The sequence below is a fragment of the Ruegeria sp. YTSA072 genome (assembly GCF_059610285.1).
The window spans coordinates 78,773-100,760 of the sequence record NZ_JBXWNI010000009.1; the positions used below are offsets into that span (position 1 = coordinate 78,773).

At 58.0% G+C, this 21,988-nt stretch carries 25 protein-coding genes and 1 riboswitch; of the genes, 11 read left to right on the plus strand and 14 right to left on the minus strand.

Features of this window, described 5'->3' with window-relative positions; translation table 11 throughout:
* Window positions 1-52: 52 nt before the first annotated feature.
* The gene (locus AC2FIB_RS15465; protein WP_496735407.1) at window positions 53-577 is read right to left on the minus strand and encodes a hypothetical protein; all 525 of its coding nucleotides are present in this window, start codon (window positions 575-577) and stop codon (window positions 53-55) included.
* Window positions 578-795: 218 nt separating this feature from the next.
* On the opposite strand from AC2FIB_RS15465, the gene AC2FIB_RS15470 reads away from it, so the two are divergent.
* Window positions 796-1,275, plus strand: coding sequence for a YHS domain-containing (seleno)protein (locus AC2FIB_RS15470; protein ID WP_058273166.1), 480 nt, complete (start codon window positions 796-798; stop codon window positions 1,273-1,275).
* Window positions 1,276-1,305: 30 nt separating this feature from the next.
* Here AC2FIB_RS15470 and cmk read toward each other — a convergent pair whose 3' ends face one another.
* The 10 genes from cmk to miaB form a co-directional block, all read right to left on the minus strand.
* The gene (gene cmk, locus AC2FIB_RS15475) at window positions 1,306-1,932 is read right to left on the minus strand and encodes a (d)CMP kinase (protein ID WP_496842346.1); all 627 of its coding nucleotides are present in this window, start codon (window positions 1,930-1,932) and stop codon (window positions 1,306-1,308) included.
* A gap of 5 nt (window positions 1,933-1,937) precedes the next feature.
* Window positions 1,938-3,290 (minus strand): 3-phosphoshikimate 1-carboxyvinyltransferase, encoded by a 1,353-nt coding sequence (aroA, locus tag AC2FIB_RS15480; RefSeq protein WP_496735404.1) that lies wholly within the window; start codon window positions 3,288-3,290, stop codon window positions 1,938-1,940.
* Window positions 3,291-3,358: 68 nt separating this feature from the next.
* Complete coding sequence (trmB, locus tag AC2FIB_RS15485; protein WP_496842348.1) at window positions 3,359-4,069, minus strand: tRNA (guanine(46)-N(7))-methyltransferase TrmB; 711 nt, start codon at window positions 4,067-4,069, stop codon at window positions 3,359-3,361.
* A gap of 102 nt (window positions 4,070-4,171) precedes the next feature.
* A complete protein-coding gene (gene metK, locus AC2FIB_RS15490) occupies window positions 4,172-5,353 on the minus strand; it encodes a methionine adenosyltransferase (protein ID WP_496842349.1) in 1,182 nt (393 codons plus the stop codon).
* Window positions 5,354-5,358: 5 nt separating this feature from the next.
* Window positions 5,359-5,406, minus strand: a riboswitch (SAM-SAH riboswitch).
* Between the two features lie 45 nt (window positions 5,407-5,451).
* On the minus strand, window positions 5,452-6,945 hold the full coding sequence (lnt, locus tag AC2FIB_RS15495; protein ID WP_496842350.1) for an apolipoprotein N-acyltransferase: 1,494 nt from the start codon (window positions 6,943-6,945) through the stop codon (window positions 5,452-5,454).
* A complete protein-coding gene (locus tag AC2FIB_RS15500) occupies window positions 6,942-7,829 on the minus strand; it encodes a hemolysin family protein (RefSeq protein WP_108860955.1) in 888 nt (295 codons plus the stop codon). Before AC2FIB_RS15500 ends, lnt begins: the two co-directional genes overlap by 4 nt.
* A 54-nt stretch (window positions 7,830-7,883) precedes the next feature.
* Window positions 7,884-8,378 carry an rRNA maturation RNase YbeY gene (gene ybeY / locus AC2FIB_RS15505; protein WP_496735401.1) on the minus strand — a complete coding sequence of 165 codons (495 nt, stop codon included), beginning with the start codon at window positions 8,376-8,378 and terminating at the stop codon, window positions 7,884-7,886.
* Between the two features lie 39 nt (window positions 8,379-8,417).
* Window positions 8,418-9,440, minus strand: coding sequence for a PhoH family protein (locus AC2FIB_RS15510; RefSeq protein WP_058273235.1), 1,023 nt, complete (start codon window positions 9,438-9,440; stop codon window positions 8,418-8,420).
* A 153-nt stretch (window positions 9,441-9,593) separates the two neighbouring features.
* Window positions 9,594-10,349: an outer membrane protein gene (locus tag AC2FIB_RS15515; protein ID WP_496735399.1), complete on the minus strand. Its 756-nt coding sequence runs from the start codon at window positions 10,347-10,349 to the stop codon at window positions 9,594-9,596.
* 193 nt (window positions 10,350-10,542) lie between these two features.
* Complete coding sequence (gene miaB, locus AC2FIB_RS15520) at window positions 10,543-11,862, minus strand: tRNA (N6-isopentenyl adenosine(37)-C2)-methylthiotransferase MiaB (RefSeq protein ID WP_496735397.1); 1,320 nt, start codon at window positions 11,860-11,862, stop codon at window positions 10,543-10,545.
* A 60-nt stretch (window positions 11,863-11,922) separates the two neighbouring features.
* On the opposite strand from miaB, the gene AC2FIB_RS15525 reads away from it, so the two are divergent.
* Window positions 11,923-12,846, plus strand: a complete 924-nt coding sequence (locus AC2FIB_RS15525; RefSeq protein ID WP_496842351.1) for a hypothetical protein — start codon at window positions 11,923-11,925, stop codon at window positions 12,844-12,846.
* A 29-nt stretch (window positions 12,847-12,875) separates the two neighbouring features.
* Here the strand turns inward: AC2FIB_RS15525 and AC2FIB_RS15530 are convergent, their stop codons facing one another.
* Window positions 12,876-13,673 carry a phytanoyl-CoA dioxygenase family protein gene (locus tag AC2FIB_RS15530; RefSeq protein WP_496735394.1) on the minus strand — a complete coding sequence of 266 codons (798 nt, stop codon included), beginning with the start codon at window positions 13,671-13,673 and terminating at the stop codon, window positions 12,876-12,878.
* A gap of 86 nt (window positions 13,674-13,759) precedes the next feature.
* Between AC2FIB_RS15530 and AC2FIB_RS15535 the strand changes: the two genes are divergently transcribed.
* Window positions 13,760-14,650, plus strand: coding sequence for a LysR family transcriptional regulator (locus tag AC2FIB_RS15535; RefSeq protein ID WP_496842352.1), 891 nt, complete (start codon window positions 13,760-13,762; stop codon window positions 14,648-14,650).
* Window position 14,651: 1 nt separating this feature from the next.
* Here AC2FIB_RS15535 and irrA read toward each other — a convergent pair whose 3' ends face one another.
* Entirely contained in the window at window positions 14,652-15,068 is a 417-nt protein-coding gene (gene irrA, locus AC2FIB_RS15540; RefSeq protein ID WP_109312620.1) for an iron response transcriptional regulator IrrA, read from the minus strand.
* A 188-nt stretch (window positions 15,069-15,256) separates the two neighbouring features.
* Here irrA and fabA point away from each other — a divergent pair, with 188 nt between their 5' ends.
* Genes fabA through AC2FIB_RS15560 form a run of 4 tightly spaced genes read left to right on the plus strand, consistent with a single transcriptional unit; the run spans window position 15,257 to window position 18,072 of the window.
* On the plus strand, window positions 15,257-15,766 hold the full coding sequence (gene fabA / locus AC2FIB_RS15545; protein WP_282152633.1) for a bifunctional 3-hydroxydecanoyl-ACP dehydratase/trans-2-decenoyl-ACP isomerase: 510 nt from the start codon (window positions 15,257-15,259) through the stop codon (window positions 15,764-15,766).
* A gap of 31 nt (window positions 15,767-15,797) precedes the next feature.
* Window positions 15,798-17,027, plus strand: coding sequence for a beta-ketoacyl-ACP synthase I (gene fabB, locus AC2FIB_RS15550; protein ID WP_496735391.1), 1,230 nt, complete (start codon window positions 15,798-15,800; stop codon window positions 17,025-17,027).
* A gap of 5 nt (window positions 17,028-17,032) precedes the next feature.
* Window positions 17,033-17,824 carry an enoyl-ACP reductase FabI gene (locus AC2FIB_RS15555; RefSeq protein ID WP_496735389.1) on the plus strand — a complete coding sequence of 264 codons (792 nt, stop codon included), beginning with the start codon at window positions 17,033-17,035 and terminating at the stop codon, window positions 17,822-17,824.
* 59 nt (window positions 17,825-17,883) lie between these two features.
* Window positions 17,884-18,072: a hypothetical protein gene (locus AC2FIB_RS15560; RefSeq protein ID WP_496735387.1), complete on the plus strand. Its 189-nt coding sequence runs from the start codon at window positions 17,884-17,886 to the stop codon at window positions 18,070-18,072.
* 18 nt (window positions 18,073-18,090) lie between these two features.
* Here the strand turns inward: AC2FIB_RS15560 and AC2FIB_RS15565 are convergent, their stop codons facing one another.
* Window positions 18,091-18,519, minus strand: coding sequence for an FKBP-type peptidyl-prolyl cis-trans isomerase (locus AC2FIB_RS15565; RefSeq protein WP_496735385.1), 429 nt, complete (start codon window positions 18,517-18,519; stop codon window positions 18,091-18,093).
* A 128-nt stretch (window positions 18,520-18,647) separates the two neighbouring features.
* Here AC2FIB_RS15565 and AC2FIB_RS15570 point away from each other — a divergent pair, with 128 nt between their 5' ends.
* Genes AC2FIB_RS15570 through pcaD form a run of 4 tightly spaced genes read left to right on the plus strand, consistent with a single transcriptional unit; the run spans window position 18,648 to window position 21,980 of the window.
* Window positions 18,648-19,334 carry a haloacid dehalogenase type II gene (locus AC2FIB_RS15570; RefSeq protein ID WP_496735383.1) on the plus strand — a complete coding sequence of 229 codons (687 nt, stop codon included), beginning with the start codon at window positions 18,648-18,650 and terminating at the stop codon, window positions 19,332-19,334.
* A complete protein-coding gene (locus tag AC2FIB_RS15575) occupies window positions 19,334-20,161 on the plus strand; it encodes an alpha/beta fold hydrolase (RefSeq protein WP_496735382.1) in 828 nt (275 codons plus the stop codon). The genes AC2FIB_RS15570 and AC2FIB_RS15575 overlap by 1 nt, the downstream gene beginning before the upstream one ends.
* On the plus strand, window positions 20,158-21,132 hold the full coding sequence (locus tag AC2FIB_RS15580) for a threonine ammonia-lyase (protein ID WP_496842353.1): 975 nt from the start codon (window positions 20,158-20,160) through the stop codon (window positions 21,130-21,132). The genes AC2FIB_RS15575 and AC2FIB_RS15580 overlap by 4 nt, the downstream gene beginning before the upstream one ends.
* A 59-nt stretch (window positions 21,133-21,191) precedes the next feature.
* Window positions 21,192-21,980 carry a 3-oxoadipate enol-lactonase gene (pcaD, locus tag AC2FIB_RS15585; RefSeq protein ID WP_496735378.1) on the plus strand — a complete coding sequence of 263 codons (789 nt, stop codon included), beginning with the start codon at window positions 21,192-21,194 and terminating at the stop codon, window positions 21,978-21,980.
* The last annotated feature ends 8 nt before the right edge of the window (window positions 21,981-21,988 follow it).

Sequence of the window (21,988 nt, forward strand, 5' to 3'; positions counted from 1 at the left end):
AGCTTCTGCGCGGCAACTTGAAATCAGAGCAAACGCAATTCCCGGGCGCGTGTCAGATTTCCTCACCTTTTTTCAGAAGCTCTTCGATCAGATCGCGCTGCAAATCCTGGCTGTCGCCCCCTCCGAATTCCGCCGCGCCACCGGTGTACAAGGTGCCATAAGTCTTGGCGATATTCACTGTCTGGGCCAGCCCCGAGATCAGTTGGTTCTTGTCCAGCCGGGATAGCGGATGGATGTACGCAGCCCACAAGATACCATTCGCGAGCGCGTAACGCGCGTCCAGCGTGCTGTCAAAATTCGCCTGCATCACGCGTTCAAGGTCAGCGGGCGACAAATCTTCGGCGCTGCCAATCGCGACCATGGCCCTCATCCGGTCCGCATTGATATCCGTAACGACCAGCACCGTTACGTCCCCAACCTTCAGCTCAAACCCCGGTCCAAACGGTTTCGCGTCAGGATCGAGCGCAAAGATGATCTTTCCCAACCGCTCATACGCCATCGGGGGTTCCGGCTCAGCCGCCTCTTGAGCCAGTGCACCTCCGGCAAGGAAAATCATCAATAGGGCTAGTCGGATCATGGCATCGCTCCTGCAGGCTATGGATCGACAATAGGGTCGGGGCGCAGACCTGACCAAACAAAGCTTGGTGAACAGTATTTCGAAGGCACCGACAGCTTTGAACGATCTGCAAGAAACTCGGGGCTTTCTGCGATAGCTCGTTCAGAACCTAGTTCCTAGCTTTGGTTCAGCGGCTGGCAGACCTGCTGGCCGGACTCTGAACCGGAAAGGAAATACAAATGAAGTCTCTCGTTCTTACCACCCTGATCGCCACTTTACCCCTGATCGCAGCCCCGGCCTTTGCTGCGGATGAAATCAACGTATCAAACGGTATTTCTGCCGCCGGTGCGCCGCTTGCCGCGCATGGGGTCGATCTGGTGACTCTCGTTAACGACGGCAACCCGGTCGATGGCTTTGCCACCCACTCGGCCACTTATGACGGCGCATCTTATTACTTCACCAGCGCCGCCAACCGCGAAGCGTTCGAGGCCAACCCGGCGGCCTACCTGCCACAACATGGCGGGTTCTGTTCGTTCGGCGTTTCTGTCGGCAAAAAATTCGACGGCGATCCTGATCAATACCTTGTGGCTGACGGAAAGCTGTATCTGTTCCTGAACGCAGATACTCGCGCGGCGTTCCTTGAAGATGTCTCTGCCACATCCGAAACCGCTGACAATCAGTGGTCCAAGATCAAAAGCATCGCGGTCGGAGAACTGTAATCTGGCCACAAAAGACCAAGGCCTGCACGGTTACGACCGTGCGGGCTTTTTTGCTTCAATGACCTTGATAGCTTTTTCCAACGCGGCTTCGACGCTCAAATCTGACGTGTCCAGCAGGACTGCATCCTTTGCTGGCTTCATCGGCGCAGTGCTGCGTTCCGTATCCCGCGCGTCGCGCTCTTTTACGTCCGACAGCACCTGTTCACGCGAGATATCATTGCCCTTCGCGATGAGCTCAAGAAACCGACGCTCGGCCCGAACTTCGGGGCTGGCGGTGACGAACAGTTTCACCTCGGCCTCGGGACAAATCACAGTACCGATGTCGCGACCATCCAGCACCGCGCCCCCGCTGCGGCGCGCAAACGCCCGCTGAAAGTCAACCAACGCGGCCCGAACCTCGGGGATCACGGCTACTTTTGAGGCTGCTTGCGCAATCTCGGCCGTACGCAAATCGCCCCGCTCCAACTCGTCGGCGGTCAGGGCGTGCGCTGCCGCAATCGGCTCTAGTCCCTGCAAAGTCCGCCTGCCGACCGCGCGGTACAAAAGCCCGGTGTCCAGATGCGCGAAGCCAAACCGGGCCGCGACCGCTTTTGAGATCGTGCCCTTGCCCGCCGCCGCAGGCCCGTCAATGGCGATTGTGAACTGCGAATCTGACATCAAACCTACCGATTATTACGCTGCAACTTCGCACCCAACGTGGCCATCAAAGGTTCAAAAATCGGGAACGAGGTGGCAATCGGGCCCGCATCGTCGACGGTTACACCCTTTTTGGCCCCCATCCCCAAAATCATGAACGACATGGCGATCCGGTGGTCCAGAAAGCTTTCGCAGGTGCCGCCACCGGGGACGTTGCCGATGCCCAGCCCTTCAACCGACCACCATTCATCACCTTCTTCGACAGTTACACCATTGGCGCGCAGGCCCCGAGCCATTGCGTCGATCCGGTCGCTTTCCTTTACTCGCAGTTCTTTTACGCCGCCCATCATCGTGACGCCGGTGGCATTTGCCGCAATCACGGACAAAACTGGGTATTCATCAATCATCGAGGCCGCGCGTTCGGGTGGAACATCGATCCCCTTCATATTCGGCGAGTACTTTGCGCGCAGATCGGCGACAGGTTCGCCGCCTTCTTCGCGCTCATTCTCATAGGTCAGGTCTGCACCCATCTCGCGCAGCGTAGTGAACAACCCCGCACGGGTGGGGTTCAGGCCGATGCCCGGCACCAAAACGTCCGACCCCGGCGTGAGCAGCGCCGCGCAGACCGGAAAGGCCGCGCTGGATGGATCGCGCGGAACGGCAATAACCTGCGGTTTCAACTCGGGGCGACCGGTCAGAGTGATAACCCGGCCTTCATCAGTGTCCTCAACGATGATTTCCGCACCAAAGCCCGCCAGCATCCGCTCGGAATGGTCGCGTGTGGCCTCTTTCTCGATCACCACAGTTTTGCCGGGGGCATTGAGGCCAGCCAGCAGCACCGCAGATTTTACCTGGGCGGAAGGCACGGGTACCTCGTAGCGCACCGGCGTGGAGTCAGCGGCGCCAACGATGGTCATCGGCAAGCGCCCCCCTGATCGGCCCACCGCTTGCGTTCCAAACAGCGCCAGTGGATCTGTGACCCGCGCCATAGGGCGTTTATTCAGGCTCGCGTCGCCCGTAAAAGTCGCCGAAATCGGACAGGTCGCCATCGCGCCCATAATCAAGCGAACACCGGTGCCCGAGTTGCCGCAATCAATCACCTGATCGGGTTCAGCAAAGCCACCGACACCCACACCATGCACAGTCCATTCGCCGCCGCCATGGTCGGTGACCTCGGCCCCGAAGGCGCGCATGGCCTTTGCGGTGTCCAGAACATCTTCGCCTTCCAACAGGCCCGAGATCCGGGTCTCGCCCACGGCCATCGCGCCCAGGATCAGCGACCGGTGCGAGATTGACTTGTCACCGGGCACCTCTGCCGTTCCGGTCAGCGGGCCGCAGGGATGCGAGGTCATCGGGATGGGCGTGCCGTGTCCGGACATGGGGGCTCCTGTTTTCGCTATCAGTTCAAGGCGGATTAGCGAATTGGGGCCGGTTGGTCCAGCCGCAATCAGTCTTTGCGGCGGAAGGTCAGGTAGTGTGGCGTACGGCCTTCACGCAGGGCCTTCTGTTCATAGCGGGTGGAAATCCAGTCATCCCACGGCTCGCGCCAGTCAGCAGGACGCTCGGCCAGCCATTCGAACCCGGCGCGCGGCACCTCTTCCAATGTCTGGCGCACATAGTCGGGAATGTCCGTAGCAACACGAAAAATAGACCCTGGCTTCAGGGCACGGGCCAAAGGCTCCAGATGTTCCTGCGTCACGAAACGGCGACGGTGGTGCCGTGTTTTTGGCCAGGGATCAGGATAAAGTAGAAAAGCGCGTGAGATGCTGGCCTCGGGCAGAACATCGAACAGATCGCGCACATCGCCCGGATGCACCGCCAGATTTTCGACCCCTGCCTGACGAATCTTACCCAACAGCATAGCGACGCCGTTGATATACGGTTCGGCCCCAATAATGCCGATATCGGGGTTGCTGGCAGCCTGGTGCACAAGATGCTCACCCCCACCAAAGCCGACCTCAAGCCAGACATCCCTGCCATCGAACAGAGCGTTCAGATCCAGCGGATGGCGTTCGGGATTGGTTTCCCAATCCACCGCACCCGGTGACAATGCATCAAGGTCTTCGTTCAGATAGGTCTTTTGGCTGGGCTTCAGGGTTTTCCCTTTGAAGCGGCCATAGAAGTTTCTGCGCGGGCGTTGTGGGGTCTGGGTGCTCATGGCGGTGGCCATACTGCGACGCCGAGGTTGGTTCAAGAGGGCTGTAGTAATCACCGCTCAACAAAAAAGCGCGCCGATGTCGGCGCGCTTTGGTAATTCGGATCAGACGGCTGCTTTCAGGGCATCCGCCAGATCAGTCCGTTCCCAGCTAAAGCCGCCATCAGAATCGGGCTCACGGCCGAAGTGGCCATAGGCTGCGGTACGCTGGTAGATAGGCTTGTTCATCTGTAGGTGCTGGCGGATGCCGCGCGGTGTCAGATCCATGACCTGGCCGACGGCCTTTTCGATCTCGGCGTTCGAAATTTCACCGGTGCCGTGCGCGTCTGCATAGATCGACAATGGCTTGGATACACCAATCGCATAGCTTAGCTGGATCGTGCAGCGTTCTGCCATGCCAGCGGCAACTACGTTCTTGGCCAGATAGCGCGCGGCATACGCGGCCGAGCGGTCCACCTTAGTCGGATCCTTACCCGAGAACGCGCCACCGCCGTGAGGTGCAGCGCCGCCATAGGTGTCTACGATGATCTTGCGCCCGGTCAGACCTGCGTCACCATCCGGGCCGCCGATCACGAATTTGCCCGTGGGGTTCACGTGCCACTCGGTTTCGTTGCTCAACCATCCCTCGGGCAGTGATTCACGGATGTACGGTTCGACAATCGCGCGGATGTCGGCCGAGCTCAGCGCTTCGTCCAAGTGTTGAGTCGACAACACGATCGAACTGACACCGACTGGCTTTCCGTCACGGTAGACGACCGACAACTGCGATTTTGCGTCAGGACCCAGCGCGGGCTCGCTGCCATTCTTGCGCACTTCGGCAAGACGGCGCAGGATCGCGTGCGAATACTGGATCGGTGCCGGCATCAGCGCAGGCGTTTCCATGGTCGCATAACCGAACATGATGCCCTGGTCACCGGCACCTTCGTCCTTGTCTGCGGCGGCATCCACACCTTGGGCGATATGTGCGGACTGTTCGTGCAGCAGGTTCGTTACCTCGACGGTTTCGTGGTGGAACTTGTCCTGCTCGTATCCGATGTCCTTGATACAGGCGCGCGCAATCTCGTCGATGCGACCCATGTAATCGTGCAGCTTTTCCTGATCAGACAGACCTACTTCGCCACCGATGACGACCCGGTCGGTCGTAGCAAAGGTTTCACACGCCACGCGCGCTTCGGGTTCTTCATTCAGAAATGCGTCAAGCACGGCATCGGAAATCCGGTCACAAACCTTATCCGGGTGCCCTTCGGAAACGGATTCCGAAGTAAATGTGTAGTTCTGTCGGGACATGAAAGTGCTCCATTGAGATTTTCCATCACGCCAGGAAGCCGTTGTGATGAGCATGCAACCGGATACGCACGATGAAACACAGCGTCAATCCGAAAATTCTATTGCTGTTCTCTGGCGTTGCGCCAAAGCAGCGCATAGAGCGCCAACAGCGCGACAAAGACCGGTGCATCACCCAGCCGGGCGTACACAGTCGGATCCAGCGCCTTGGGCAATGTCGCATCGACAAAACCGGCCTGCCCCAACGGCAATGCTTCTGTAACCCGACCCAGCGGGTCAATCATCGCCGACACTCCGGTATTTGCCGACCGCATCATTGGCAACCCTTGCTCGATGGCGCGCATTTGCGCCTGAGCCAGATGCTGATACGGCCCCGATCGCGTTCCGAACCAAGCGTCATTGGTGATCTGCAGCAGAAAATCGGCACGACCTGGTGCAGACAAGACATCCTGCGTAAAGACCGCCTCATAGCAGATAAGGGGTAACGCCTTCCCCAGCTTGCCAGCGTCCATCAGTGCCGCACCCGGTCCGGAGCTAAAGCCATTGCCGGTGGTAGCAGCCATTCCGTAAATTCCGAACTGAGCCAAGATGCCACCAAATGGAACATATTCGCCAAAGGGCGCCAGATGATGCTTGTCATAAAGCCCCTGCTGCCGGCCATCTTCATCCAGATAGATCATCGAATTGTAAATGCGCGGGCCATCCCCTCTCTGAATACCCAGAAATACGGGCGTCCCCTGCGCGGCATCGGCGATTGCGGTCAGATAAGGCTGCGCACTGCCCAGCCATGCAGGAACCGAGGTTTCCGGCCAGACAATCAAATCCGGTCGTGGGGCCGCCGCCGAAAACTCTAGTTGTCGGGCAAAAAACAGCGGGGCGTAATCCGGATCCCATTTCTGATGCTGGGGTGCATTTGGTTGAATGAGGCGAACAACATTGTCAGTGTCCGTAACAACCGGGCGCGACATGGCATAAATCAATGCGAAACACGCGGTTCCAACGGTCAGGACTGACGGAACCACATAGCCATCGCGCCGCGACAGCGCGGCCCCGAGCGGCAAAGTCGCCAGCAAAGTCACCGCGCCCAGCCCATATGGCCCGAACAGAGACAATAGCTGCGCGACCTGTGTATTCACCCAGACCTGCGCCAGCCCCGCCCAGGGAAACCCCGTCAGGACATACCCTCGGGCAAATTCCAGCAGTGAGATTGAAATCGCCAGAAACACGGCCTGTGATACGCCATCGCTGTCGGGACGCCGCACCAGCCAAAAGGCAAGCGCCCAAAACAGAGCGAGGCCGCCTGCCATGAATGTCAGGGCAAAAGGCGCCATCCATCCGTGACGCTGGACATCAACGAGGAACGGTTCGACAATCCAACTGAGCGCATGTGCGAAATACCCGGTCGCGAAGGCCCAGCCCAACCACGCCGCCCTCGCCCGCGTCTCAGTCGTAAGAAACAGAGGCGACAGCAGGATCAGTGCGATCACTGTTGCCGGCCAAATGCCGAACGGAGCAAGCCCAAACGCCGCGATCGCGCCCAGCAGAGCTACGGATATTAACCGCAACCAAAACGGCCAGCCCTGTGCAGGGTTCATTCAACGCGATCCGGCAACATGACACGCAGACGTTTGATCCGGCGCGGGTCGGCGTCAATCACCTCGAACTCGGGACCTTCGGGATGCAACACGACCTCGCCCCGTGCTGGGACGCGACCAGACAGCATGAAGACCAATCCGCCCAAGGTGTCGATTTCTTCCTCGTCCACGTCCTCGTGACTTGTCAGAGAACGCCCTATCTCGGCCTCAAATTCCTCCAAGGGGACGCGGGCTTGCACGACATAGTAGCCGGGCTTTTCCTGTATCCAAAGCTGGCCTTCGTCGGCATCGTGCTCATCCGCAATCTCACCGACCACCTGTTCGATCAGATCCTCGATCGACACCAGACCATCAACACCGCCGTATTCGTCAATCACCAGCGCCATATGGCGGCGTTCGGTCTGCATCTTCGTCAACAACACGCCAATAGGCATCGACGGCGGCACAAACAGCAAAGTGCGCAGCATCGAGACCAGATCAAACTCTGAACCCGTGCCATTAAATCCGTGCGTAAGCGCAAAATCCTTGAGGTGCACAAACCCCAAAGGCGTATCAAGCGTTCCCTCGTAGACGGGGATCCGGGACAGGCCGCTGTCGCGGAAAACCTGGGCCAGCTCATCCTTGCTGATTGTCGAGGGCACAGACACGATTTCCGCCGTCGGAATAGCCACATCTTCGACCCGCATTCGCCGCAGATTGATCATGCCGCGAGGCTGAACCATGTCGACCTCATGTCCATTGGTCGCGCTGACCTCTTCGTCGCTCTGCGGCGAGAACGCGTCCACTATTCGAGAAAAGAAGCCAGCATTTTTGCTGGCATTTTCACCGCTGTCCTTCGGTTGCGCGCTCTGCGCCGCCATAGAACTGCCGTCTGTATCGCCCATAATCCTGTTCCAAATGATCGGCCAATGCGGCCAATGCGGCCAATGCGGCCACTATTACATACTATATGGGTCATCTATACCCATTTTGCCAAGTATCTCGACTTCGACCTCTTCCATCAAAGTGGCGTCGGGGTCACGGATGTGGTCATAGCCCAGCAAGTGTAACACTCCGTGAATGATCAGATGCGTGACGTGATCGTCCATAGTTGTGTTGGCGTCGGCCGCTTCGCGTGCGCAAGTATCAAAGGAAATCGCAATGTCGCCCAGCGCGATTTCGCCCGTAAAGTCTGGCGTGGGTCGGGCAGGTCTCTGCCCCGCTTCGTCAGCGGTCAGATCTTCGGCTGGCCAACTCAGCACATTGGTCGGAGTGGGCTTTTCCCTAAATTCCGCGTTCAGATCGGCAATTCGCGCATCATCGCAGGCCAGTAGGCTGACTTCGCACAGCTCAGCGTCCAGATCGCAAAAGTCCAAAACAGCCTTTATCGCGCGCGCAGCCAATGGCTCAAGCTGTTGCCAGCGCGCATCTTCGATCGTCACTTCCAGGTTCATCTCACCGTGTCCAAAGCCCTGTGGCCGCAACCGGGACGACTATGCTTTCTCGCGGCCCGAGTCGGCCTCATACGCTTCGATAATGGCGGCCACAAGCGGGTGGCGCACAACATCCTTGGATGTGAAGTAGTTGAAGCTGATGTTTGGTATCGTATTCAACAAACGCTCGGCATCGGCCAGCCCTGACTGAACACCGCGCGGCAGGTCAACCTGCGAGCGGTCACCGGTGATCACCATCCGGCTTCCTTCACCCAAACGCGTCAGGAACATTTTCATCTGCATGGTCGTGGCATTCTGAGCTTCATCCAGCACAACAAACGCATTCGCCAGCGTACGTCCCCGCATGAAGGCCAGCGGCGCAATTTCGATTCGCTTTTCTTCAATCAGTTTGGCCAACTGCTTTCCGGGAAGAAAGTCATTCAAAGCGTCATACAGCGGCTGCATGTAAGGATCGACCTTGTCCTTCATGTCGCCGGGCAGATAGCCCAGCTTTTCGCCAGCTTCGACTGCAGGGCGGCTGAGAATGATCCGATCTACATGGCCTCCGATAAACATCGACACGCCAGCGGCCACGGCAAGATAGGTCTTACCTGTACCGGCAGGGCCAATTCCAAAGGCCAGTTCGTTCTGAAACAAGGATTGGACGTATGCCTTTTGCGCATCCGTGCGCGGCTCGACCAGTTTCTTGCGCGTCTTGATTTCGACCGTGCCGCCTCTGAACATCTCAAGCTGATCACCGTCGCGGCTGCCGGTTCCCGTCTCCGAGCCACCCATCCGCAACTCGCGGTCCACATCGGCCGCTTCGACGTCACGTCCGCCTTCCAGGCGTGTGTACAGCGCCTGCAAAACCTCGATGGCTTGCTTCTGGGCGTCTTCGTCACCCATAACGGCCAGCTGATTCCCGCGGCGCACAATTTGAACAGATAGCTTTTGCTCAATATCTGTCAGATTGCGGTCATATTCCCCGCACAGGTCTATTAACAATCGGTTGTCTGGAAACTCAACAAACGCTTCGCGCTGAGGCATTTCATCTTGCGGTGGGTTTAGGGCACCGATGGCCAATCCGCTCTCCTGTCTTGGCGTTTCACCTTGAGCGTAGACAGGAAGTCTTGGTGGGCGCAAGCCACAGTTTCATTTTTTCCGCCCAAATGGCAAAACCGCCAATGCGCCCGGCCCGTGCGCTGCACCTGTTGGCCCGCTGTTTTAGTCGGCGTGTCAGAACCGATAGTTCAAACCCAGCTTCAGACCGCGATATTTTGGTGTCGATCTGGTTGAGGTTCCATTGCCGAAATCCACGTTTTCAGCGCTGAACTGAACGTATTCGAACTCACCCGTGATCGACCAGTGTTCGGTCAGGTTATGTTCGGCCCCGATGCTGGCGGTAAAGCCGCTGCGTCGGCCGCCACTTTCGAAGAATTGAGAGCCCCCTTGGACGGCCTGTCTGCTTGTTGTGTTGATGTCGCCATTCACATATCCAGCCGACACAAAATACAACACTGTACCGCTTTTATTGGTCAGGCCATTGCGCAGCCGAATCGAGAACACGTCCGATATTTCGGACCCGCCCGTGACCGTCTGGCCGTTGATCTGGTTGGAGGCGTCATCGCTTAGCGAGCCAAACTCATACCCAAGCTCAAACCCGTAAACATAGTCGCGCCCGGCGCGCGCAGGCAAAACGCCGCGCCACCCGGCACGCACGCCACCCAACGAACCGCTCAGGTCCAGGTCGCCTACTTCCGAGGTTGCGCCGGGTCCAGTCAGTCCAAATCGATCGTCGCCCCCGAAAGCGTACGCACCCGTAGCACCCAGATAAAAGGCGCTGACGTCACTGCCGAACCGTTTTGGGTTGACAACAGGCGGGTCAGAGAGACCTTGATCCAGATTGCCTGCAGCGGTCACACCAGGAAGCACCGAAACAGCGGTCGCGGTGGTAAGGGCGGATTTCAACAGCCGCCCAGAAAAACGTTTCAAAGTCTTCACTCGTACCCTTTCCATTCACCGACCTGCCCATCCCATCGGCAAGAGATGAGGTTTCCCAAAGGCACAAAACACTCGACCCTTAAGCAACCTGATTTTTCTCGGAACATAATTCCGAGTAATAAATCAAGGGTAAATTTGGAATTAACAAAACCGTATGGTTTTCAAAATCCAAGTAACGGACACGTTACCGCAACCCGCCCGCCAATGAATTTGCGCCCGAGGACATAATCCGGACATCGCGCAATTCGCCCACCGCAACATCAGCGTCAGACACGTGAACCGAATGAAGATACTCGGATTTTCCGACCATCTGACCTGGCAGGCGACCCGGTTTTTCAAACAGAACTTTCACGTCCCGACCAACCATCGCGTCCTGAATCTCGCGCTGGTGACGGGTAATCAACCCCTGAAGCCGCTGCAGACGGTCATCTGCAGCCTCGGGATCAACCTGAGACCGCTCAGCCGCCGGTGTTCCGGGGCGGGTCGAGTATTTGAACGAATACGCATATCCGTATTTGACCTCTTCCACCAAATCCATGGTGGCCTGAAAATCCTCTTCGGTCTCTTCAGGGAAGCCGACGATGAAGTCGCCGGACATCACGATATCCGGGCGCGCGGCGCGAATACGCTCGATCAGGCGCAGATAACTCTCGGCGGTGTGGCTGCGGTTCATTCGCTTGAGGATGCGATCCGAACCCGACTGAACCGGCAGATGCAGATAAGGCATCAGCTTGTCGCACGTCCCGTGCGCCTCGATCAGGTCGTCGGCCATATCGTTGGGGTGTGAGGTGGTGAACCGGATCCGCTCCAGCCCGTCGACCTTGTTCAGCTCCCAGATCAGACCGGCCAGCGTCATGTCACCATTCGGACCAGCGCCGTGATAGGCGTTGACGTTCTGCCCCAGCAGAGTGATTTCGCGCACCCCGCGTTCGACCAGATCGTTCGCCTCGCGCAGGATTCGATCGGCGGGACGGCTGACTTCGGCACCGCGCGTATAAGGCACCACGCAGAAGGCACAGAACTTGTCGCAGCCTTCCTGCACCGTCAGAAATGCGGTCGGTCCGCGTTTTGCCTTGGGACGGTTTTTAAGTTTTTCGAATTTGTCTTCTTCGGGGAAATCAGTGTCCAGCGCCTTGGCACCGGTGCGCGTCTTCGCCTCCATCTCGGGCAGGCGGTGATAGCTTTGCGGACCGACAACAAGGTCAACAATCGGCTGGCGGCGCATAATCTCTTCGCCTTCTGCCTGTGCAACACATCCAGCAACACCGATCTTGAGGTCGGGCTTTTCGGTCTTCAAACCTTTGAACCGGCCAAGCTCGGAATAGATTTTTTCCGCAGCTTTTTCCCGAATATGGCAGGTGTTCAGCAGGATCATATCCGCATCATCGGGGCTCTTGGTTTCCACGTAACCCTGACCGCCCAGCGTTTCCGCCATACGCTCGCTGTCGTATACGTTCATCTGGCAACCATAGGTCTTGATGTACAGCTTTTTGGGTTCTGACATGAAAACGGCCTTTGCATTCGCGGGATCGGCGTCGTCTATACCCAACGAACGCCGCTTGCAATGGCGACGCGATTACCCGATTTTGACCCGAAACTCCAGCAAGGCGGCAGCGGACAGGCAATGCAATACGAATCTCTCGACTCTTTCCTGCAAACAGGCAAGGCCGCTTTGGCAAAGGGACCCCTCGCGTTGGTTTTTGTTGAAGATGACGTCGAGACTGATAGCACTATCCGTCACCATCTGAATCTGGGCTTCAAGTCCCTGATCGTTTTCATGCCGCAGGAGTTTGCGCTGGACCCCAAACTTGAGGATCAAGTTCACCGCGTCTCTCTCAGCTGCGTCCCCCGCACCGTCGTGTTTGAGACGATCAACAGGATCATTCAGGCGGCGCCAAGTTTGTGGATGTATTACTGCTTCAACGCCGAGTACCTCTTTTTTCCCTTTTGCGAGACGCGTACAATCGGTGAAATGCTGGCGTTTCACACCGAAGAACGCCGCGACTCGATGCTGAGCCATGTTGTCGATCTTTATGCCGAGGATCTGAACGAATTCCCGAACGGCGTGGCACCTGAACACGCAATGATGGATCGCACCGGGTATTTTGCCCAGGCGCGGCTGGATTCAATAAAGCACCCGAAGGAGCGCCAGCTGGATATGTCTGGTGGCTTGCGATGGCGGTTCGAAGAACACGTTCCCGCTCAAAGCCGCCGAATTGATCGGATCGCCCTATTCAAATCCAAACAAGGATTGTCATTGCGACCGGATCACACGTTCAACGACGAAGAATACAACACGTATTCCTGCCCGTGGCACCACAACCTAACGGCTGCGGTTTGCTCGTTCCGGGCGGCCAAAGCCCTGAAAACCAACGCAGGATCTACCTTCGACATTCCAACATTCCGCTGGCGCAATTCGATCCCGTTCGAATGGTCGTCAAATCAGTTGCTTGAGATGGGGTTGATCGAAACGGGCCAGTGGTTCTGACCCGCCTCAATGACCTATCCGGCGTCTGATCACCGCCGCAGCAACATCGGAAACCAATCCTCGCGCAAGCGCTGGCCTGGAATCATGTCATGCCCCGGAAACGGCGGCGATGTCCGGCCTGGCCGCTCGACATATCGCGCATCGTCACCAACCAAACGCAGTGAAAATGCGCGGCGGCGGCTGTCGGATTGATTTCCTCGCGCACCGTGAAGCGTGCGATAGTTGAAAGCAACCGCATCGCCCGGTTCCATCTCGAACTCGACAACCCGCATCCCTTCGGCATCCGGGTCCGGGGCCGGGATGTACTGGCCTTCGTCGGGAAAGAACCCTTCTTCCGAAACCCAGCGGGTCGGCAGGACCTCTTTTTCCCAACGATGCGAGCCTGCCACACACCGCAGTGTGGCTTGCGTGACCGGATCAAGCGGTGACCAAAAGCTGATCGTTTGCTGCCCTTCAACAAAGTAGTAGGGCCCATCCTGATGCCACGGCGTCGCCATCGACGTTCCGGGCTCTTTGACCAAAACGTGGTCGTGGAACATCTGCACTGTATCCGACTGCATCAAATCTGCCGCGACTTCTGCCGCCGGGGATTCATGAATGACCGTCTGAAATTGTTCAATGCGCGACCAATTGCAATAATCGTCGAAAAACCGACCCGTCTGGCCTTTTTTCTTGTTCTCGGATGCATAAGGTCCGGGATCCGCCATATTCGCTGCCACCCCTTCGCGCAGGGCCTCAACGTGATCGGCAAATAGCCCTTTGATCAGGACTACGCCGTCCCGTTGATAGGTGTCGATCATTTCGTGAGTAACCATGGGATGCGTCATGTCTGTCTCCGTGCCGGTGGTACGACGATCTGCACATGAATGACCCCTCTGTTCAAATAATATCTTTCTAAGGTAGATTTAATTTCATGTTATATATTTCACTTCGCCAGTACGAATATGTCTGTGCTATCGGCCGCTTCGGCAGCTTGTCTGCCGCGGCGCAACAGCTGAATGTCTCACAACCGGCGCTGTCCACCGCTCTGACGCGCGTCGAATCGCATCTTGGCCATCCGTTATTTTCGCGAAAACGCGGGGCCGCGCTGGCGCTGACCCCGCAAGGACGCGGATTTATCGAAGACGCGGAAAACTTGCTGACCAATGCGGCCCGGCTTGAGAAAGCGGATCAAGTCAGTGCAACCAGGGCACAGTTGCGATTGGGGTGTTTCGTGGATTTGGCCCCTTTTTTGCTGGCCAAGGCGCTGCGCCCGCTGCGCGTGGCGCTGCCGGATTTGACCGTCTCGTACAAGGTGGACGGGTTCGAAGAGCTGATAACCGACCTGAGCGACGGGCGCATAGATTTGGCGCTGACTTACGGCCTGAGCATGGATGCCGGATTTCAACAGCAGACCCTTTTCCCAAGCAGACCAAACGCCATCATGGCCCCGGATCACCCATTGGTGCGCGCGCCGTCTGTTTCGCTGAGCGAGCTGGCCGCCTATCCGCTGATCCTGTCAAACGAAGGCCTCTCATCACAGCACGTGCTTGGGCTGTTTCGGCAGATCGGATTGCGACCTTCAGTGGCACACCGGGCGGCAACACTGGAAATCCAGCGCAGTCTTGCCGCTCATCACGAGGGGGTTGCGATCAGCTATGCCACCCCGCCCTCGGACGTCAGCTATGACGGAATGCCCCTGGTCAGCCATCGAATCCTGGATGACATCGCTGCGGAACCTGTGGTTCTGGCCCGTCATGGCACCGGCCCTACAGAGCCACACATCGCGCAGGCGGAACAGATTCTGATGGAGTTTTTGGCCTGAGTTATTTTTTCCGCAGACGGATTACCACATCGACCGACGCGATCTCAACGCCCTCGGGCGCTTCGGGCAGGCGTTGAATCACCAACTGGTCCGACGGCGCATCACTCAGGCGGCTTTCGTCTTCCCAGAAAAAGTGCGGATGATCGTGGGTATTGGTATCGAAATAGCTTTTCGAACCATCAACCGTGATCTCCTGCAGAACTCCGGCCTCACAAAACGCGCGCAGCGTGTTGTAGACCGTTGCCAGAGATACCGCGTCCCCATTCTTTTTGGCCGCCTCAAACAGGCTTTCGGCAGTGACGTGCCGATGGCGTCCATCGCCGACTAAAAGCTCGGCCAAAGCGACACGCTGGCGCGTTGGGCGCAGCCCCGCGTCAACCAACCAATCTGTGGCTCTGTTCTGGCTCTGAGGTGTCATCAATCCGAAACCCAATTGTTGCTGAACCATATATAGGTGCTGTGTTCGGGTAATTTCAAATGAAATTCATTCGCAAAGAATGCCGTCTGCACAACAGGATGTGACGTGCTGCTCTTGCAGGACCTTGCATACGGGTGCTAGACGAGGCCAGATATAACGAACGGACCCCTGGCAGGAGAGGCGGCAGAATGGCCCAATTCCCGAGCAGCTTTGACAAGGACGATCTGCTGAAATGCGCCCGTGGCGAATTATTCGGCCCCGGTAATGCGCAATTGCCTGCACCTCCGATGCTGATGATGGATCGGATCACCGACGTCTCGGCCGATGGTGGCGCGCATGGCAAAGGCCACATACTGGCCGAATTCGACATCACCCCTGACCTGTGGTTCTTTGATTGCCACTTCCCCGGCAACCCCATCATGCCCGGCTGTCTGGGACTGGACGGCCTATGGCAGCTGACCGGGTTCAACCTGGGCTGGCGTGGCTGGCAGGGACGCGGCATGGCCGTAGGCGTCGGCGAGGTCAAGCTGACCGGCATGGTCCGCCCGGACCGCAAGATGCTGACCTACAAGATCGACTTCAAAAAAGCGATCCAGACCCGCCGCCTGACCATGGGTGTGGCGGATGGTATCGTCGAAGCGGATGGTGAAATGATTTACGATGTCAAAGACATGAAAGTCGTTCTGTCCGAAGCCTGAGCCTGACCGGCCCGAAATAAGGAGCACGCACATGCGTCGAGTAGTTGTCACCGGTTTGGGGGTCGTGTCCTCCATCGGGAACAATGCCCAGGAAGTATTGGCCTCTCTCAAGGCCGGAAAGTCCGGCATCGAGGCCAACGAGCAGATGGTCGAACACGGCTTTCGCAGTCAGATCGCCGGAACGCTCAAGATCGATCCGGCTGAGCATGTAGACAAGCGTACCCTCCGCTTCATGGGTCCCGGTGCAGCATACGCGCATATCGCCATGAATCAGGCAATCGCCGATGCTGGCCTGACAGAAGACCAGGTCGTGAACCCGCGTACCGGTTTGGTCGCCGGTTCCGGCGGTCCGTCGACCAGCGCAATGCTGACGGCGCATCAGACTGTTCTGAAAACTGGCGCGACCAAGCGTATCGGCCCCTTCGCCGTGCCAAAATGCATGTGTTCGACGATCTCGGCCAACCTTGCGACCGCATTCAAGATCAAGGGCATCAACTACTCGATCACCTCGGCCTGCTCGACCTCGCTGCATTGCATTGGTAACGCGGCCGAACAGATCATGCTGGGCAAGCAGGACGTCATGTTCGCTGGCGGCGGAGAAGAGCTGGACTGGACACTGTCCTGCCTGTTCGACGCAATGGGTGCGATGTCGTCGAAATACAATGACACGCCGGACAAAGCCTCGCGTGCGTTTGACCAGGACCGTGATGGATTCGTCATCTCGGGCGGTGGCGGGATCGTCGTTCTAGAGGATCTGGAACACGCGTTGGCCCGCGGCGCAAAGATTTATGCCGAAGTGACCGGATATGCGGCCACATCGGATGGCCACGACATGGTGGCCCCGTCCGGTGAGGGTGGTGAGCGGGCGATGCGTCTGGCTCTGTCGACCATGCCCGAAGGGCGCAAAGTCGGCTATATCAACGCCCATGGCACCTCGACCCCGGTCGGAGACGTTGGCGAAGTTGAAGCCGTGCGCCGAATCTTTGGTGAAGGCAATGTGCCCCCGATCTCATCGACCAAGTCGATGACCGGACACGCACAGGGTGCGGCAGGCGCGCTTGAGACGATCTTCTGCCTGTTGATGCTGGACAATGATTTTATTACGCCGTCGATCAATGTCGACACGCTTGCCGAAGGCATCTTGCCCGGTGAAATTGCAACTCAAGTAGTTGAAAACGCAGGATTGGACAGTGTGATGACCAACAGCTTCGGCTTTGGCGGCACCAACGGGTCCATGATCCTGTCGAAGTATAACGGGTGAATGTAATGTCGGATCTTCTAAAAGGTAAACGCGGCCTGATCATGGGCGTGGCCAATGACCGCTCGATTGCGTGGGGCATTGCCAAGGCCATGCATGAGGCCGGTGCCGAACTGGCATTCACATATCAGGGCGAGGCGTTCGGTAAACGTCTTGAGCCATTGGCCCAAAGCCTGGGCAGTGATTTCATGGTGGACGCGGACGTCACGGATGACACCTCGCTGGATCGCGCATTCGAAGAGCTTGGCGCGCGCTGGCCCACCATCGACTTCGTGGTTCATGCGATTGCCTTTTCGGATAAATCCGAACTGACGGGACGTTTTCTGAACACCACGCGTGCCAACTTCAAGCACTCGCTGGACGTGTCGGCGTATTCCTTCATCGAGGTCGCGCGCCGCGCTTATCCGCTGATGCAAGAGAATGGCGGCACGCTGCTGACCCTGACGTATCAGGGATCGAACAAGGTTGTTCCGAACTATAACGTCATGGGTGTGGCCAAAGCCGCACTGGAATCGGCGACCCGCTATCTGGCCAACGATCTGGGTCCAGAAGGCATTCGAGTCAATGCGATCTCGCCCGGCCCGATGAAGACGCTGGCAGGTGCTGCAATCGGCGGTGCCCGCAAGACTTACAAATTCTGCGATCAGAACGCGCCCATGCGCTCGAACGCAACACTCGAGGCTGTTGGCGGCACGGCCGTTTACCTCACTTCAGATGCGGGAGCATGCACGTCGGGTGAGATCATTCGCGTCGATGGCGGCTTCCACGTTCTGGGCATGCCGCAACCTGATCACATGTGACCTGATCTTTCCCTGCCGGTGTCAAGATTTGACCATCTTTCGCGGGCAGGAATATCGGCATGAGCAAAGCCGAACATATCCTTACCAGCAACACTCGCAGCATCCGGTCACGCCGCAGGTCCGGGTTCTTGGGCACGCGGGGACTCGTCGCACTGTTGGCCCTAGTCATCCTATTGTTGTTTGTGTTCTTCACACAACCGCAGATGCGGGAAACCGTTGATGCCTGGATCAGCCTCGATTCAGGCTGATCCGATTCAATTCCTGAGTCAGTTGATCGAAACAACCTCGATATCAAAAATCAAATCCTGACCGGCCAAAGGGTGGTTGGCATCCAGCGTGACGGTTGCTTCATCAACCTCCACTACCGTTACCGGAACGGCCTGTCCGTCCGGTGTTTGCATCTGCAATTGGGTGCCGGGATCCAGCGGAATATCGTCCGGAATGCCTTCACGCGGGATCTGCTGGCGCGCTGCGGGGTTGATCGGGCCATAGGCGTCCACGCAGGCGATCTCGACCAGCTTTTTGTCCCCAATGTTCAAACCCGGCATCGCCGAATCCAAACCCGGGATAATCTGGCCCGTGCCAACGACGAATTCCAGCGGGTCACGTCCTTCGGAACTGTCAAAGACGTTTCCGTCCAACAGCGTTCCTGTGTAATGGATGCGAACCGTGTCGCCTTGTTTGATTTCCGTCATATTGGTCTCCGGCCTCTTTTGGGGTTTAGCGGCCAAGCCTAGGAGGTAACACGACATTGTAAACCCCACCCTCTTTCATGCCCGTTATTGTTGTGCAAACCTGCGCCGGACGATCAGGAGGGGACCGGATGCCAATCACAACCTGCATTTTCGATGCGTATGGAACGCTGTTCGACGTGGCCGCCGCCGCACGACAAGCAGCCGGGGAACCGGGCTTTGAGAAACTGCAACATAAGTGGCCCGAACTCGCCAATCATTGGCGCCTGAAACAGCTGCAATACACCTGGCTGCGCGCGGTCACGGATGCTCATGCGGATTTCTGGGATGTTACACAGGATGGCCTCGACTGGGCGCTTGAGGCGACCGGCCTGGACGGCGACGCAACACTGCGGCAACGGCTTCTGGATCTGTACTGGGAATTGCAGGCCTATTCCGAAGTTCCAGAAATGCTGCGCGCACTAAAAGCGGGTGAGTTGCAAACAGCGATCTTGTCAAATGGCTCGCCACCGATGCTTGATGGCGCGGTTCAGTCAGCGGGTATCGGGGACGTTTTGGACGACGTGTTGTCCGTGGAAAGCGTCGGAGTCTTCAAGCCGGATTCGCGGGTCTATGACCTTGTGCAGGAACGGTTCTGCTGTGCCCGAAACGAGGTTCTGTTCGTCAGCTCGAATGGCTGGGATGCGGCTGGGGCCAGCGGGTACGGCTTTGTCACCGCCTGGGTCAATCGCGCCGGGGAACCGATGGACCGCTTGCCATGGAAGCCTGCGCATGTACTGTCCGACCTAACGACGATTCCGCAACTGGCTGGACTTTAATGGCATTTTTCACTTCGTCTGATGACAGGCGTCTTTTTTTCGAGGACACCGGCTCTGGTGCGCCTGTGCTTTGCCTTGCCGGGTTGACCCGCAACAGCAAGGATTTTTCGTTCCTCGCGCCGCATCTGGGTGACATGCGGGTAATTGCGATGGATTACCGCGGGCGCGGTCGCTCGAACCATGACCCGGACTTTATGAACTACAACGTCCTTCGCGAATCTCAAGACGCGATCGAGCTGCTGGACCATCTTGGTCTGGACCGTGTGAATGTCATCGGCACCTCGCGTGGGGGGCTGATTGCCATGGCGCTAGCCGCCAGCCATCCCGAACGGTTGTTGAGCGTTGTTTTGAACGACGTCGGTCCGGTGCTGGAACCATCGGGTATCGCCAAGATCATGGAATTTGTCGGCAAGCAGCCCGTTTCCAAAACATATGATTTGGCGGCCCGGGCGTTGCAGCACGTCTTGGGGCCCCAATTTCCCGGCGTGTCACTAGCGCGTTGGCGGCAGCAGGCGGAAGTCCAATTCGACGAAACGCCTGATGGTCTGACCCTCAGCTATGATCCTGCGCTGCGTACAGCGCTTCTGGAACAGGCCGCTGCAGGGCCCGCCCCTGATCTGTGGCCCCTGTTTGAAGCACTGCAGAGCATTCCAACCGGCGTCATTCGCGGCACAAATTCGGATATTTTGGGCAAAGACACGCTGACTGAAATGCACAACCGCCACCCTGATCTTATATCGACAGAAATACCCGACCGTGGTCATCCCCCGTTTCTGGATGAACCACAGTCGGTAGAACTCATTCGCAAGGTACTGGTCACCGCATGAGCACACTTGAAATGATCGAGGCCGCCGCCGAGCGCCTCAGAGGGCATGTTCGCGAGACACCGATTCTAACCTCGCCGTTTCTGGACGAAATCGCGGGCCGCCGCGTGCTGGTGAAACCCGAGTGCCTGCAACACACCGGCAGCTTCAAGTTTCGCGGCGCTTGGTCGGCCATTTCGGCGCTCAGCGACGCGCAACGACAACGCGGAGTCATCGCCTATTCTTCGGGCAATCACGCGCAGGGCGTGGCCTATGCGGCCACACAGCATGGGATTTCATCGGTCATCGTCATGCCCTCTGACGCACCGCAGCTAAAGATCAACAACACCCGCGCGCTGGGGGGCGAAGTCGTTCTGTATGACCGCGCGAACGAAAGCCGCGAAGAAATTGGCGAGGCGCTGGCGTCCCAACGCAGTCTGACCCTGATCCGGCCTTACGACGAACCTCAGGTCATCGCAGGACAAGGCACAGTCGGGTTGGAGCTGGCGCGGCAGACGGCCGATTTGGGTTTCGAAAAGGCAGATGTTCTGGTGTGCTGCGGCGGCGGCGGGTTGACCTCAGGTATTGCGCTGGCGCTGGAAGGCCACGCGCCGGGGCTGCGAGCCCGCCCGTGCGAGCCCCAGGGGTTCGACGACGTCAAACGGTCTTTGGCAACAGGGCATACTCAAAGCAACAACGCTGCATCGGGCAACATTTGCGATGCGATCCTGACCCCGCAACCGGGCCGGATCACCTTTCCGATCCTGAATAGGCTGTGCGGTCCGGGCTTGTCGGTGTCCGAGGAAGACGCGCTTCGCGCCATGGCGCAGGCGTTTTTGCGCCTCAAGATCGTGCTGGAACCAGGCGGAGCGGTGTCGCTGGCCTCGGCCCTGTATCGCGCGGACGAAGTCGAAAGCGATGCAGTGATCGTTGTGGCATCGGGCGGCAACGCCGACCCCGAAGTCTTTGGAAAAGCGCTGGAATACCTGACCTGACAAGCCGTTTGGGCTGAGGCAACCTTACTATTGGGCGTATGACGCCAGGGGATTGAGTCGTGCAGATCGCAGACATTGGAAACGTTCAAATCCACTATCGGGTTGATGGTGATCCAGGCGGCGCGCCAATTGTGTTTGCCAATTCATTGGGAACCGACCTGCGACTTTGGGACGATGTATTGCTGCACCTGCCTGCAGGGCTGCGTGTGATCCGCTTTGACAAGCGCGGACACGGTCTTTCGTCGCAACCCCCGGCCCCCTATTCGATGGGTGCGCTTGTGCGGGACGTGGAAGGATTGCTTGATTTTCTTGAAGTGCGCGATTGCGTGTTTGTCGGCCTTTCGATCGGCGGGCTGATCGGACAAGGGCTGGCCGTCAAACGGCTGGATCAGGTTCGTGCGCTGGTGCTGTCCAATACAGCGGCCAAAATCGGCATCCCTTCGATCTGGCAGGACCGCATGGACGCGGTTCAAAAGGGCGGGATCGAGGCCCTGGCTGATGCAACCATGGAGCGCTGGTTTTCCAAGGCATTCCGCGCATCGCCCGAACATCTGCTTTGGCGCAACATGATGGTGCGCCAGCCAGTGGATGGCTATCTGGGCTGCTGCGCGGCAATCTCTGGCACAGACTTCTACACCCCCACCAGCGGCCTGCGCCTGCCGACCCTTGGCATTGCCGGCAGCGAGGACGGATCGACCCCACCGGATCTTGTGCGGGAAACCGTTAACCTGATCCCCGGCTCTCGGTTCGAGCTGATGCGACGCGCTGGGCACTTGCCTTGTGTGGAACAGCCGGCAGAATACGCGGCATTGCTGCACAGCTTTCTGACCGAAATCGGACATGTTTGAAGGAGCCT